The organism is Streptomyces sp. CA-179760 (genome assembly GCF_050937045.1).
Classification (GTDB): Bacteria; Actinomycetota; Actinomycetes; order Streptomycetales; family Streptomycetaceae; genus Streptomyces.
The window spans coordinates 1,461,240-1,473,343 of record NZ_JBNJLZ010000001.1; the positions used below are offsets into that span (position 1 = coordinate 1,461,240).

At 72.2% G+C, this 12,104-nt stretch carries 13 protein-coding genes and 2 pseudogenes; 5 read left to right on the forward strand and 10 right to left on the reverse strand.

The genetic code is table 11. The features are described from left to right. The first annotated feature begins 2 nt into the window (after window positions 1–2). Entirely contained in the window at window positions 3–749 is a 747-nt protein-coding gene (locus ACQEV8_RS06315; protein WP_432958065.1) for an SDR family oxidoreductase, read from the forward strand. Between the two features lie 60 nt (window positions 750–809). Here the strand turns inward: ACQEV8_RS06315 and ACQEV8_RS06320 are convergent. The 4 genes and pseudogenes from ACQEV8_RS06320 to ACQEV8_RS06335 all read right to left on the reverse strand — a co-directional run bounded on the left by ACQEV8_RS06320 (window position 810) and on the right by ACQEV8_RS06335 (window position 3,513). After that, window positions 810–1,597 (reverse strand): annotated as a pseudogene (locus tag ACQEV8_RS06320) (Fpg/Nei family DNA glycosylase). A 10-nt stretch (window positions 1,598–1,607) separates the two neighbouring features. Beyond that, window positions 1,608–1,979, reverse strand: a complete 372-nt coding sequence (locus tag ACQEV8_RS06325; protein ID WP_432958067.1) for a VOC family protein — start codon at window positions 1,977–1,979, stop codon at window positions 1,608–1,610. Between the two features lie 64 nt (window positions 1,980–2,043). Next, window positions 2,044–2,973, reverse strand: coding sequence for a DUF6397 family protein (locus ACQEV8_RS06330; protein WP_432958069.1), 930 nt, complete (start codon window positions 2,971–2,973; stop codon window positions 2,044–2,046). A gap of 126 nt (window positions 2,974–3,099) precedes the next feature. Then, on the reverse strand, window positions 3,100–3,513 hold the full coding sequence (locus ACQEV8_RS06335) for a roadblock/LC7 domain-containing protein (protein WP_432958071.1): 414 nt from the start codon (window positions 3,511–3,513) through the stop codon (window positions 3,100–3,102). Between the two features lie 103 nt (window positions 3,514–3,616). Between ACQEV8_RS06335 and ACQEV8_RS06340 the strand changes: the two genes are divergently transcribed. Beyond that, window positions 3,617–4,045, forward strand: coding sequence for a PPOX class F420-dependent oxidoreductase (locus ACQEV8_RS06340; RefSeq protein ID WP_432958073.1), 429 nt, complete (start codon window positions 3,617–3,619; stop codon window positions 4,043–4,045). Between the two features lie 25 nt (window positions 4,046–4,070). On the opposite strand, the gene ACQEV8_RS06345 is transcribed toward ACQEV8_RS06340, so the two are convergent. The 5 genes and pseudogenes from ACQEV8_RS06345 to ACQEV8_RS06365 all read right to left on the reverse strand — a co-directional run bounded on the left by ACQEV8_RS06345 (window position 4,071) and on the right by ACQEV8_RS06365 (window position 8,961). Further along, window positions 4,071–4,676: a GTP-binding protein gene (locus tag ACQEV8_RS06345; protein WP_432958075.1), complete on the reverse strand. Its 606-nt coding sequence runs from the start codon at window positions 4,674–4,676 to the stop codon at window positions 4,071–4,073. 75 nt (window positions 4,677–4,751) lie between these two features. Continuing rightward, window positions 4,752–5,162: a DUF742 domain-containing protein gene (locus ACQEV8_RS06350; RefSeq protein ID WP_432958076.1), complete on the reverse strand. Its 411-nt coding sequence runs from the start codon at window positions 5,160–5,162 to the stop codon at window positions 4,752–4,754. A 22-nt stretch (window positions 5,163–5,184) separates the two neighbouring features. Then, the gene (locus ACQEV8_RS06355) at window positions 5,185–5,622 is read right to left on the reverse strand and encodes a roadblock/LC7 domain-containing protein (RefSeq protein WP_391108126.1); all 438 of its coding nucleotides are present in this window, start codon (window positions 5,620–5,622) and stop codon (window positions 5,185–5,187) included. Next, a pseudogene (locus tag ACQEV8_RS06360) lies at window positions 5,619–8,134 on the reverse strand (sensor histidine kinase). Before ACQEV8_RS06360 ends, ACQEV8_RS06355 begins: the two are co-directional and overlap by 4 nt. Window positions 8,135–8,187: 53 nt before the next feature. Further along, complete coding sequence (locus ACQEV8_RS06365) at window positions 8,188–8,961, reverse strand: MHYT domain-containing protein (RefSeq protein WP_432958078.1); 774 nt, start codon at window positions 8,959–8,961, stop codon at window positions 8,188–8,190. 152 nt (window positions 8,962–9,113) lie between these two features. Here ACQEV8_RS06365 and ACQEV8_RS06370 point away from each other — a divergent pair, with 152 nt between their 5' ends. Beyond that, window positions 9,114–9,713, forward strand: a complete 600-nt coding sequence (locus tag ACQEV8_RS06370) for a class I SAM-dependent methyltransferase (protein ID WP_432958079.1) — start codon at window positions 9,114–9,116, stop codon at window positions 9,711–9,713. Window positions 9,714–9,722: 9 nt separating this feature from the next. On the opposite strand, the gene ACQEV8_RS06375 is transcribed toward ACQEV8_RS06370, so the two are convergent. Next, entirely contained in the window at window positions 9,723–10,625 is a 903-nt protein-coding gene (locus ACQEV8_RS06375; RefSeq protein ID WP_432972481.1) for an oxygenase MpaB family protein, read from the reverse strand. Between the two features lie 99 nt (window positions 10,626–10,724). Here ACQEV8_RS06375 and ACQEV8_RS06380 point away from each other — a divergent pair, with 99 nt between their 5' ends. Continuing rightward, window positions 10,725–11,024 carry a hypothetical protein gene (locus ACQEV8_RS06380; RefSeq protein WP_432958081.1) on the forward strand — a complete coding sequence of 100 codons (300 nt, stop codon included), beginning with the start codon at window positions 10,725–10,727 and terminating at the stop codon, window positions 11,022–11,024. A 131-nt stretch (window positions 11,025–11,155) separates the two neighbouring features. Beyond that, the gene (locus ACQEV8_RS06385) at window positions 11,156–12,049 is read left to right on the forward strand and encodes a hypothetical protein (protein WP_432958083.1); all 894 of its coding nucleotides are present in this window, start codon (window positions 11,156–11,158) and stop codon (window positions 12,047–12,049) included. The last annotated feature ends 55 nt before the right edge of the window (window positions 12,050–12,104 follow it).

The following is a 12,104-nucleotide window of genomic DNA, read 5'->3' on the forward strand; positions in this document are numbered from 1 at the left end:
CGATGGAGCGTCTCAGTGAACAGGTGGCGATCGTCACCGGTGGGGCCGGGGGCATCGGAGCCGCGGTGGCCCGCGCGCTCGCGGCCGAGGGCGCCTCCGTGGTGATCGCCGACATCCGGGACACCGAGGGGGCGGACCTGGCGGCCGAGCTCGGTGGTTCGCGCTACCTGCACCTGGATGTCACCCACGAGGACGACTGGCAGCGGGCCCTCGCCGAGACAGAGCGGGACCTGGGTCCGCTCTCGGTCCTGGTCAACATCGCGGGGGTCGTCGACTGGGGCACGATGGAGGAGCAGAGCCCCGAGTCGTTCCGCCGGGTCGTCGACGTCAACCTCACGGGCGCCTGGCTGGGCATGCGCGCGGCGGCACCGTCGCTGCGCCGGGCCGGGGGCGGCGTGATCGTGAACATGTCCTCCCTCGCCGGGCTGACCGCCTACGCCGGTGTCGGGGCGTACGCGGCCAGCAAGTGGGGTCTGCGCGGCCTGACGAAGGTCGCCGCGCTGGAACTCGCGCCCGACCGGGTCCGGGTCTGCTCCGTGCATCCCGGCGCCATCCGCACCCGGATGACGGCCGGCTTCGGCGACGCGTACACCGCGGGACAGCCCATTCCCCGATTCGGCGAGCCCGAGGAGGTCGCCCGGATGGTGCTCTTCGTCGTCGCCGAGGCGACCTTCTCGACGGGCTGCGAGTTCATCGTGGACGGCGGCATCCTGGCCGGGGCGCCGGCCGTCTTGACTCCCACGGACTGACCTGGTGTTTCACAGCTGACTCCCACAGACTGATCCGGTGTTCTCAAGGGTTCTGCCGGATCACCCGCCCGGCTGGCAGTGCGGGCACCACACCGTGCCGCGGCCTCCCATACGCGTCCTGCGCAGGCCGGTGCCGCAGCGTGGGCACCTCGGGTCGGGGTCGTCGCGGTGGCCGGTGAGCCAGGAGTCACGCGGCGGGACGCAGCCGGCGGTGACGGAAGAGCGCAGGGTGCGGCGCATCTGGCCGTACAGCCGGCGCCGATCGGCCTGGGTGAGATCACGCGCCGTGCGGTCGGGTCGCAACCGTGCTCGCCAAAGGATCTCGTCGGCGAGCAGGTTTCCGAGACCGGCGAGAACGGACTGGTCGGTGAGCGCGGTCTTGAGATGCCCCGGCGTGTGGACAGGACGGCCTCGAAATCCGTCCGCTCCACCGCCAGTGCGTCGGGGCCCTGCCCCCGGAGCATCCGGTCGACGTCAAAGTCGTCGCCCGCCAGCCAGATTCCCTGGAGTTTGCGCTGGTCACGGAAGCGCAGCTGGCGGCTGCCGCTCAGTGTGAACAGCACACGGTCGTGCGCCTCGACGGCATCATCGGGATGGCCGCAGACCAGCCGGCCGGTCATGCCGAAGTGCAGCACGAGGGTCGGGCCGGCGCCGGTGCGGGCGAGCAGCCACTTCCCGTGCCGCTCCGGCGTGCCGAACCGCCGACCCTCCAGCGCGTCCCGCAGTCTCCGGGCACTTACCCCGTGCAGCACGCCCGCGTCCCGCACGTCGACACGCCGGATGATCCGTCCCCTCGCACAGGACTCGAGCACCTGCCGGAAGCCTTCGACGTCGGGGAGCTCGGGCATCGCCGGCGCGTCAGGATTCCTGCAGGACGGACAGCACGTTCCCCGCGGGGTCGGTGAACCAGGCGATCAGCGGGCCACCGCCGCGGAAGATGCCCTTGTCGTCCGCCTTGAGGTGGTCGTAGTGCTCGAACCGGACTCCTTTCCTGTTCAGCTCGTCGACGGCGGCCTCGATGTCGTCGACGGGGAAGTTGAGGATGGTGTACGTCGCCGGGGTGTGGTCCTCCTTGGGGTAGACCAGGGTGTCCCGGTCACCCGCGATGTGCAGGAACAGCAGGCCGTTCTCCTCCGACACCCGGAGTCCGAGGGTGTCGCCGTAGAACGTCCTGGCCGCGTCGATGTCGTTCACCGAGAACCCGCTGAACGCTTTCGTCGTACCGAACATGATCGCCTCCTGGAATCATCTCCTCAGAATTTCGACCGGGACGCATCCGGAAACTCATCGCTCTTCACCCTGGACGTCGCAGGCCTCTGCGGTGCAGCCATCCCAGAAGGCCGTGTGAAGGGGTGCGGTCCGGGGGCTCGGGAGGGCCCCCAGCCGGAACCGGGGTGGGCGCGGTCGGCACTGCCGGTGGTGTCGGGGCCGGCGGCTCCAGGGCTGGACCCGGTGCCGCGTGTTGCCTTCGCGCCGTCTCCATCGTGTGAGCCAGGTCCGCCAGGAACCAGGCCACTTCGTCCGGCTCGCTCGCCGTCATGAGCGTCTCGGCCCGTTCGGCGGCGGGTGAGCCGGGTGCGCCGTGCGCCGGGAGGCGGGGACGGCGGCGGTCCAGGTAGGCGCGTTCGTAGGGGTCGGCCACAGCGTCCGCCACGTCGGTGGGGTCGAGAAGAGCGGCGACGGCCGCCGCGCGCGCCCAGGCGTCGTCCCCGGCCTGCCGCGTCAGGAACCCGATGTGGCGTCCCCGCCAGTTGCGGGGCCGCCGGTCCAGCCCGTCCTTCTGCCCTTCCCGGATCTGTGCGGGTGTGCGCCCCTTCAGCAGCCGGGCGTTGCTCCCCTCGGCCGCGAACTGCCGGAGTTCCTCGGCGAGATACAGCCAGACGACCGCCCGGTAGCGGTTCAGGTAGAACTTCACCGGCACGAGCAGGCCGAAGCGGGCGAGACTCGTGAATCTGGCGGGTGTCACCCGCAGAAGACCGGCGCCCTCACTGGTGCCGACGGTCGCGACGCGCCCGCGCAGCGCGTCCGGGAAGCGGTCCTCGGCGCGCAGCCGGTCGATCTCGGCGCGGGCGACGCGTGGCCCTCCGCCCCCTTCGTCGGGGACGGTCCGGATGAGCCCGAGACTCACGGCGAGATCGAACTCACCGCGCTTGAGGTCGAGTTCGCGGGCGGCCCGGCTCGGAGCGCAGGTGAGGCGGTCGAGTTTCGCGATGGTGCCTGACATGGTCGGTCTCCCCCGTGGAGTCGGCGGCTCACGCCGTGTGCGGTCACCGTGAGAGAACCGTAACCGCTCCGGCGCTCTGCGTGACGAGCCTGTGGATAACTCCGTGAGGGAAGACGAATCTGCAGGTCAGACGTCCGTGGTCGGTTTCAGTTCCGGCTGGCGGGCATCCACGTCGAGATGCTCGCCGACCCGGTTGACCAGAAGTGTCATCTCGTACGCGATCTGGCCGATGTCGGCCTCGGCGCCGCTGAGGACGCACAGACAACTGCCCGTGCCGGCCGCGGTGACGAAGAGCACCGCGTCGTCGAACTCGATCATCGTCTGGCGTACGCTGCCCGCGCCGAAGTGCCGTCCCGAGCCCTTGGCCAGGCTGTGCAACCCGGACGACACGGCCGCGAGATGCTCCGCGTCCTCGCGGCGCAGTCCCGTGCTCGCCCCGGTCACCAAGCCGTCGTTGGACAGGACCAACGCGTGCCGCACCTGGTGGACGCGCTCGGTCAGGTCGTCCAGCAGCCAGTCGAGTCCCTGGTTCTGCGCCATGTTCCGATCTCCCCGTTTTCTCCCCGTGCGATTCTCCCCTGGCCGGAGGATCTCCACGCCAGCCTTCCCCACGACCGCTGCCGGGGCAAGGAGGATGGGAGCCATGGCAGAGAAGATGACCGATGCGCAATGGCGGGAGTTCGTTTCCCACGGCACCCGCACCGCGAAGCTCTCCACCGTCCGGGCCGACGGGAGTCCGCACGTGGCCCCGATCTGGTTTCTGCTGGACGGGGACGAGGTGGTGTTCAACACCGGCGAGAACACCGTGAAGGGGCGCAATCTCGCCCGTGACGGCCGGGTCGCCCTGTGCGTGGACGACGACCGGCCGCCGTACTCCTTCGTGGTGGTCCAGGGGCGTGCCCGACTGGTGAGCGACCTCGACGAGGTGCGGCTCTGGGCCACCCGCATCGGCGCCCGGTACATGGGCGAGGACCGCGCCGAGGAGTTCGGCGTGCGCAACGGCGTCCCGGGCGAGCTGCTCGTCCGTGTCGCCGTCGACCGGGTCCTGGCGGAGCGGGACATCGCGGACTGACCGCGGCCGCCTCGCGTACCTCCGGTCAGCCGACCGAGTCGAGGAGCCGGGCGGTGTGCATCCGCCCGGCGTACTCGACCAGCCTGATCAGCACCTCCTTCCCCGAGTCGCGGTCCCTGGCGTCGCACAGCACCACGGGCGTCCCCCGGTCGAGGTCGAGGGCGCGCGAGACATCCGGGGCGCTGTGCTGCCGGGCGCCCGCGAAGCAGTTGACGGCCACCACGAAAGGGATGCGCCGGTGCTCGAAGTAGTCGATCGCCGGGAAGCAGTCCTCCAGGCGGCGGGTGTCCGCGAGCACGACCGCGCCGAGCGCCCCCTGGGACAACTCGTCCCACAGGAACCAGAACCGATCCTGGCCCGGTGTGCCGAACAGGTACAGGGAGAGACCGGACCGGATGGTGATGCGCCCGAAGTCCATGGCGACGGTCGTGGTGGTCTTGTGGTCCAGGCCGTCCGTGTCGTCCACCGACTGCCCCGCTTCACTGAGCAGTTCCTCGGTGCGCAGCGGCCGGATCTCGCTGACGGCGCCCACCAGCGTGGTCTTGCCCACGCCGAATCCGCCGGCGACAAGGATCTTCAACGCCAGCGCGGCGGAGTCGCCGCCCGAGGCGTCGGAGTGCTCGGAGACCATTGATCACTTCTCTCGTGTCGGGTGGGGTGTGCGGTACTGGTGGGGTGTGCGGTCCTCGGTGGGGTGTGGGGTCCGCTACAGCGCCCTCAGGCCCGCGATCACCTCGCGCAGGATCCGTTCGTCGGGCAACTGGGCCGGCGGCACGGGGAGGCTGACGGTGACGCAGCCGAGTTCCAGGAGGTCGCCGAGGAGGACCCTGATCACACCCACGGGCAGGTCCGCGTCGGCGGCGAGTTCGGCGACCGACTGGGTCTCCGAGCGGCACAGGTCGAGCAGGGTCCGGTGTTCCGGGCCGAGCGGGGCGTCGTCCACGCCGGGCGCTCCGGGATCCAGGGTGACCAGGGCGATCAGGTCGAACCGCACGCCGGTGGGGCCGGGCCGGGTGCGTCCGCCTGTCATGGCGTAGGGGCGCACGAGAGGTCCGGCCTCGTGGTCGTACCACTGGCTGGCCTGCTCGCTCAGGGTGCCGGTCATGTCCTCGGTCATCTGTGCGGACCGCTCTCTCGGCTCATCCGGCGGCGGGCGGCCGCGCGCCGGCACGAGGGGCCGTGCCGAGGTGCTCGCCGACACGTTTGACCAGACGGGCCATCTCGTACGCCACGAGGCCGATGTCGGCTGTCACGGCGGTGAGAAGAGCGAGGCAGGAGCCGTCGCCGGCGGCGGCCACGAAGAGGAACGCCTCGTCCATCTCCACCATGGTCTGGCGGACACCACCGGCACCGAAGTGCCGTCCCGCTCCCTTGGCGAGGCTGTGGAAGCCCGAGGCGACCGCCGCGAGGTGTTCGGCGTCCTCGCGGCGCAGGCCGGTCGAGGCGCCCACCGCGAGGCCGTCGTTGGAGAGGACCACGGCGTGCCGTATGTCGCTGACGCGGAGCACCAGATCGTCCAGCAGCCAGTCGAGTTCGCCGGAGCGCCGGGCGGAACGCGTGCTCGGGTCCTGGATCATGCGGGGTCTCCTTCGCTGCTGTCTCTGCCCGTCGCGGGGCCGGGAGTGGTGGCGCGTCCGGGTTTCCTGCCGCCGCCGCGTGCCCAGCCGTCGCGGTACGCCGCCATGCGGTCGCGTACGACTTCGGGCGTGCGTTCGTCGTCCCGGGGGCCGGCGTCGGCGGCGGTTCCTCGGGGCGCCCGTCACGCAACTGGGGGGCGAGACTGGCCTGTCGTACGCGACGCGGGAGGTCCTCGGAGCCTTCGGGCTGCTCCTGGGGTCGGTGCAGTCGCAAGGTGGCGACTCCTGGGGGTGCGGTGTGGCTCGTGGTCTCGGCCGCGGCCGGTACGGGGGCCACGAGGGCGCGCCGGTCGGCCGGTGCGGGGACGACGTCCCGGAGCGGGGTGTCGTCGGACACGCGTGCGTGGGCGCGGTCCTCGGGCCGCGGCGGGTGTGCCGCCTCATCGGGGGATCGTTCCGTCGCCGCGGTGTGCAGGAGGGCGGTGGGCAGCAGGACGACGGCGGTGGTGCCGCCGTAGGGCGAGGTCTTCAGGTGGACCTTGACGTCGTGCCGGGCGGCGAGCCGGCTGACCACGAACAGGCCGAGCCGGTCGCTGTCGAACAGGTCGAGTGCCTCGGACTGCTCGATGCGGCGGTTGGCTTCGGCGAGGGTCTCCTGGCCCATGCCGAGGCCGCGGTCCTCGATCTCGACGGCGTAGCCGTTGCCGACCGGTTCGCCGGTGACGCGCACGCGTGTGTGGGGCGGTGAGAACTGGGCGGCGTTCTCGATGATCTCGGCGAGCAGGTGGGTGAGGTCGGCGACGGCCGTGCCGATGACGGCCGCTTCGGGGAGTTGCCGTACCTCCACGCGCGCGTAGTCCTCGACCTCGGAGACGGCCGCGCGGACCACGTCGGTCAGGACGACGGGCATGCGCCAGGCCCGGCCGGGGGCGGCTCCGGAGAGGATGATCAGGCTCTCCGCGTGGCGCCGCATTCGGGTGGTGAGGTGGTCGAGGCGGAAGAGGTCGCTCAGCTCGTTCGGGTCGTCGGAGCGGCGTTCCATGCTGTCGAGGAGGCTCAGCTGGCGGTGGACGAGGATCTGGCTGCGGCGGGCGAGGTTGACGAAGACTCCGGAGATGCCACTGGCGAGCTCGGCGCGCTCCACAGCGGCCCGCAGCGCGGCACGGTGGACGGTGTCGAGGGCTTCGGCGACCTGCCCGGCCTCGTCCCCGGCCGGCGGTCCCGGCGGTGCCTCGGCGCGGACGTCGATCTCCTCGCCCGCGCGCAGTCTCCGCATGGCCTCGGGGAGTTTGCGCCGGGCGATCTCCAGGGCGCCGTTGCGCAGGCTCACCAGTTCCACCACCAGGCCGCGTCCGATGCGTACGGAGATGACGAGCGAGGCGGCGACAGCGGCGAGACCGAGGAGGACGGCGGCGCCGGCCGGGGTGAGCAGTCCGCGGGTGAACGGGTCCGCCCGTTGCGCGACGCCGCGCGCCGCGTCGTCCTCGAGGGTGCGCATGCCAAGCTGGACGCGCGCGTGGACGGTGTTCCAGGTGCTCTCGGGCACTGTCTCGACCGCTTTGGCGCCGGGCCCGCGGGCGAGGATGCCCTCCTCGGCGCCGCTCAGGCCCTCGTAGGCGCTGCTGTCGGCGAGGGCCTTCCACACGGAGCGTTCGGTACCGTGCAGGTCCGCGACGGCCGACGCGGTGAGGGTGCGGCGCAGGTCGACGGCGCCGGTGAAGAGCCGGAGCCGCTCCCCGGCGAGGGTGCCGGAAGGGCGGGCACTCGCCAGCACCGCGTCCTCCTGTGCCAACGCCTCGCCCGCGCGGGCGAATTCGAGCAGCACGCGCGCGTCGGATCCGAGATCGGCGTCCTGGATGCCGGTGAGGGCACCGCCGGCGCCGAAGGCCGCCGAGATGGTCCGGGTGTAGCGGCTGTACGTCTCGGCCCATCCCACCCGCCGGTCTTCTACCGCGGCCCGCAGCGGCAGCAGTCGCTCGGCGCTCGTGACGAACGCCTCCAGCCGGCGGGCGACTCCGGCGGGCAGTTCCTCGCTGTCGGCGACGGTGTTGTCCTCGCCGAGCCGCAGTCTCGCGACGGCGCGGTCGGTGCGCCGCGCGAGCTCGTCCAGTTCGCCGGACGGTACGGCCGACGGGTCGGTGGCGTGGCGTACCGCGGCCGCGCGTTCGGCCTGGAGGGCGGCTACCGCCGCGGAGACGGGGGCGCGGACCATGGCGTCCACGCGCTGGACCTGCCGCAGCCGGGACACGTCCTGGGCGGTGGTGACCGTGGCGTAGGCCCACAGGGCCAGGAGGGAGACGACCGGCACCATCAGCAGGCAGACGATCTTGGCGCGCACGGTGCGCGGACGTATGTGCCAGCGCTCCGCGCGCGTGACCGTCCCGTCCGGTGCGGCGCCGAAGGGCGCCTCCGGGCCCTCGTCGGCCGGTGGTCCGGCGTGCGCGCGGCGACCGCGCGCGGGCGGGGGCGGCGCCTCGGCGCCGGTTGTGGGCGTCCTACGGGGTGTACGCATGGACTCCTCGCTCGGGAGTGGTTCGGGCCGGGCGCGGCAGGCTCGGAGACGGCCTAGGGAGCGACGCCCTCGACCGGCCGCTGGGCCGAGGCGGACGCCTCTCGCTCGCCTGCCGTCGGCGAGAGCGCGACGAAGGCCGAGGTCAGGAAGAGGTAGGACCCGAGGCCGACGGCGAGGGGGAAGATGAACTGCATCGCCGTGGCCCCGGGCAGTACCGCCCCCGAGGGAGTGACCCGCACACTCACCGCGAACATCCCGGTGTAGTGCATGCTGCTGACGGCCGCGCCCATGATCAGGGAGGCGATGGTGACCGCGACGGGCGACTTGATGTTGAGCGCCGCCCACAGGGCCGCCGTCGCCGCGACGACGGCGATCAGGACGGAGAGCCCGACGAGCACCGGGTCGTAGGTCACATCGCCGTGCAGACGGACGGCCGCCATGCCCAGGTAGTGCATGCTCGCGACGCCGAGGCCGGTGGTGAGGCCGCCGAGGAAGAGGGCCCGGCCGCGGTCCCGGCCGTAGCCGACGGCGAAGACGCCGGCGCAGACGACGACCATGGCGACGAGCAGGCTCAGCAGCGTGAGCGGCACGTCGTAGCGGATGTCGGTACCGGTGACGGCGAAGCCGAGCATGGCCACGAAGTGCATGGTCCAGATGCCGGTGCCGATCGCCGAGGCGGCCGTGACGAGCCAGTTGCGACGCGAGCGCCCGGTGGCGGCAAGGGCGCGGACGGTGCAGCGCAGCCCGAGCGCGGCGCCTGTGCAGGCCATCGCGTACGACAGCGCGGGGGTCAGCCACCCCAGGGCGGCGTGGTCCAGGTGTCCCATGGCCCCGGGACGCTAGACCCGGCAAGGGCGCGTGAAGGGGGCGCATTTCGAAAGGTGTTGGAATATGACGCAAGGATGTACCGGAACGATCGCATCACGCTCGAACATGTGCACAGAGGCGTCATCCCTGCCGGTGAGGAATCATGCGGTGCATGAGCGACGACCAGACGCGTGTCCAGGAGTTCTTCACCCCCCGTGCCGCCGGCTGGGACAGCAAATTCCCGGACGACGGTCCGGCCTACGCGGCAGCGGTGGCCGAGCTCGGACTGCGCGCGGGCTACCGGGTGCTCGACGCGGGGTGCGGCACCGGACGGGCCCTGCCGCCGCTGCGTGCCGCCGTGGGGCCCTCGGGGGCGGTTCTCGGGGCCGATCTGACCCCGGCCATGCTGCGGGAAGCCGTACGGGCCGGGCGGGGCCGCGACGGGCAGCTGCTGCTCACGGACGTCGCCGCGTTGCCCTTGCGCTCGCGGTCGCTGGACGCGGTGTTCGGGGCGGGACTCGTCTCGCACCTGGCGAGTCCGGCCGAGAACCTGCGCGAGCTGGCGCGTGTGGTGCGCCCCGGTGGTGTGCTGGCGCTGTTCCATCCGATCGGCAGGGCGGCACTGGCCGCCCGCCACGGCCGCCCGCTCACCCCGGACGACCTGCGGGCCGAGCCCAACCTCCGTCCACTGCTGGCCGGTTCCGGGTGGCGCATGACGTCGTACGTCGACGAGGACACCCACTTCCTGGCGCTCGCCGTCCGCGAGGACTGAGCTGCCGCGTCACCCGCCCTCGGTGCCCGTCGCCTCCGCGTGCCGCACGGGGCAGCCCCGCAGGCCCGGGAGCGGACGCGTGCCGAGGTCGGCGAGCCGGTATCCGTACGGGTAGCCCTTGATCTCCCAGTTCTGGCGGGCGAAGTGCGGGGCGCGCCGGGGCGCCATGAGACGGACGGCGCGCCCTCGCAGCCGCACCGCGCGCCGCACCCACGCGCGCGTGGCGGGGCTCGGCGGGGTGTAGCGGAAGGCGTGCAGGAGCGAGTCGTCGAGCAGTGCGAGGGTCGTGGTGCGCAGCAGCGGTGCGAGCGGGCGCGGGTACCAGGACGCCATCACGTCGAGCGTGGCGTCCGAGACCCGCCGGGCTTGCGCGTCCCAGGCGAAGTGGGCCGCCTCGTAGTCGTCGAGGCAGGTCTCGAACTCCTCGTAGGTCCCGGGGATGTCCTTGATGCCCATGTGCCGGCCCAGCGTGCCGTAGTGGACGGCACTGGCGACGATCTCGTGGCGTGACATCCTGCGCCACCCGTAGGCGTCGATCCACCGTTTGGGCATCACGACGAATGTGCAGAGCACGTAGCGCATGTCGTCGTCGCTGATGTCGTAGCTGCGGTGCATCTGGTTGATGCGGCGGATCGCGGTCTTCCCCTGGTCGCTGCCGAACCCGTGCTCGACGACGGCGTCGAGGAGCAGCGAGGTGTCGTCGTAGCGCTTCTGCGTCCGCTCCGTGAGCTCCGCCGTCCGCGCGAGCAGCCGGCCGATGCTCGGGACGGCGTAGGTGCGGTACAGGGCCAGTTCCAGGGCGCGGGTGAAGTCCCAGGGGAACTCGTACGCCACGCTCAGCCGGTAGATCTCCGTGGCCTCCTCGTACGGGTCCATCCGCCGGATCTGCACCAGCCGGTCAAAGCGCTCCACCGTGCCGTCCCCCTTCTGCCACAGGTTCACCAACTTTACGTTGGGGGCCGGGAGATGAAAGATCAGACACAACAACCGCACAGGGGGAAGGTGGTCAGTATGTGGGGCAGGTTCCGCAGGGCCGGGGGAAGAGTGGCCGGCGCCTTGCGCTCGGAGGCCAAGGCCGACGGGGACAAACGTCCGCACAACCTGTTCGAGGCCGCCGCGGTCTATGTCGCGGCGGGCGCGGAGGACGACCAGGAGCGGGCCGACGAGGCGGCCGGCTGGGTATCGCCGGAGGCCCTGTCGTTCGGGGTGAACGAGCTGGCCTGCCGGGCCGTCAACGCGCTCGCGCGGGAACGCGGCGAGTCGCCGCGGACCGTGGCCCGCGAGTTGCTGGGGCTGCCGACGGCGCCCTGAGCACGGTCCGGACGGCCGATTCGCCCCGTCCGCCGGAAAACTGCAGCTCGGGTGCGCTTGCGGGGCCGTGACAAGCGGCTTCCGCGCGCACTAGGGTGCGCGCGGTTGGACGAACCGATGGGGAGGCTGGGATGGCCGGGACGGACGAGGACGTCGTCGCCGCCGCGGACGACGCGCTCTATGTGCTCACGGCGGTATTGCTGACACCTGCGAAGTTCCCGAGCGTCCTCGGCGACGACTATCCGGAGGCGTGCGCGGCGCTCGGGCTCGCACCGCTCGCCGACGGGTACGGGCTGGTGCTCGGCCAGGACGGCGACGGCTCCCGGTGGACCGTCGCCATCGACGACGTCTCCCTGGTCGCCGTCGCGATCGCCTCCTGGGACTGCGGCATGGAGTACGAGCTGTCGCCCGACGAACGCTCGGTCGTCGCGGCGCTGCCCGGCTGGCCGCTCGCGGTCGCCGTCGCGGCGCCCGGGGTGCCCGCACCGCACGATCCCGCTCCGGAGGCCGACGACCGGCCACCGCTGGCTCCGCCGGACACCACCGTCTGGGGGCCGGCCCAGCGGCGCCTGGGCGCGGACGAGATCGCGCTGCAGTGGGCCACATGGCGGGAGCAGGTCGACGATTCGCCCCTTCCGGCACCGGTGCCCACGGGGACCCCGGAGCCCTCGGACGAGCCGGAGCGCTCGGACGGGCCGGGTGACGAGGGCGAGGTGGCCGACGCCCAGGACGGGAGCGGGGAGAACGGCGGGCCGGGCCACAGCGGTATCCGGCGGGTCCTCGCGGAGGCCCGCACCTACATCGACTCGCCGCCACCGCTGGGCCGGGTTCGGTCGTCGTTCGCGACGGCCGACGCACGGACCCTGCGGGCGGACGGCCCGGGCTGGTCGCTCGTGGCCAGGACCGACGACATGGCCTTCGTGCTGCTCGACGAGGAACCCGGCGAGGTCCTGCCGGTGGGCCGTGGGCCGGAACTGCCGGGACTCCTCGAAGCGCTCGACAAGATGGCCGTACGGCCGAACTGATCCGGCTGACCCGGCCGATCCGGCCGATCCGGCCGATCCGGCCGATCCGGCGACA

Excerpts from the sequence above, each read along its gene's own strand:
- ACQEV8_RS06315 (WP_432958065.1), top strand. The coding sequence starts at position 3 with ATGGAGCGTCTCAGTGAACAGGTGGCGATCGTCACCGGTGGGGCCGGG.
- ACQEV8_RS06325 (WP_432958067.1), bottom strand. The coding sequence starts at position 1,979 with ATGTTCGGTACGACGAAAGCGTTCAGCGGGTTCTCGGTGAACGACATC.
- ACQEV8_RS06330 (WP_432958069.1), bottom strand. The coding sequence starts at position 2,973 with ATGTCAGGCACCATCGCGAAACTCGACCGCCTCACCTGCGCTCCGAGC.
- ACQEV8_RS06335 (WP_432958071.1), bottom strand. The coding sequence starts at position 3,513 with ATGGCGCAGAACCAGGGACTCGACTGGCTGCTGGACGACCTGACCGAG.
- ACQEV8_RS06340 (WP_432958073.1), top strand. The coding sequence starts at position 3,617 with ATGGCAGAGAAGATGACCGATGCGCAATGGCGGGAGTTCGTTTCCCAC.
- ACQEV8_RS06345 (WP_432958075.1), bottom strand. The coding sequence starts at position 4,676 with ATGGTCTCCGAGCACTCCGACGCCTCGGGCGGCGACTCCGCCGCGCTG.
- ACQEV8_RS06350 (WP_432958076.1), bottom strand. The coding sequence starts at position 5,162 with ATGACCGAGGACATGACCGGCACCCTGAGCGAGCAGGCCAGCCAGTGG.
- ACQEV8_RS06355 (WP_391108126.1), bottom strand. The coding sequence starts at position 5,622 with ATGATCCAGGACCCGAGCACGCGTTCCGCCCGGCGCTCCGGCGAACTC.
- ACQEV8_RS06365 (WP_432958078.1), bottom strand. The coding sequence starts at position 8,961 with ATGGGACACCTGGACCACGCCGCCCTGGGGTGGCTGACCCCCGCGCTG.
- ACQEV8_RS06370 (WP_432958079.1), top strand. The coding sequence starts at position 9,114 with ATGAGCGACGACCAGACGCGTGTCCAGGAGTTCTTCACCCCCCGTGCC.
- ACQEV8_RS06380 (WP_432958081.1), top strand. The coding sequence starts at position 10,725 with ATGTGGGGCAGGTTCCGCAGGGCCGGGGGAAGAGTGGCCGGCGCCTTG.
- ACQEV8_RS06385 (WP_432958083.1), top strand. The coding sequence starts at position 11,156 with ATGGCCGGGACGGACGAGGACGTCGTCGCCGCCGCGGACGACGCGCTC.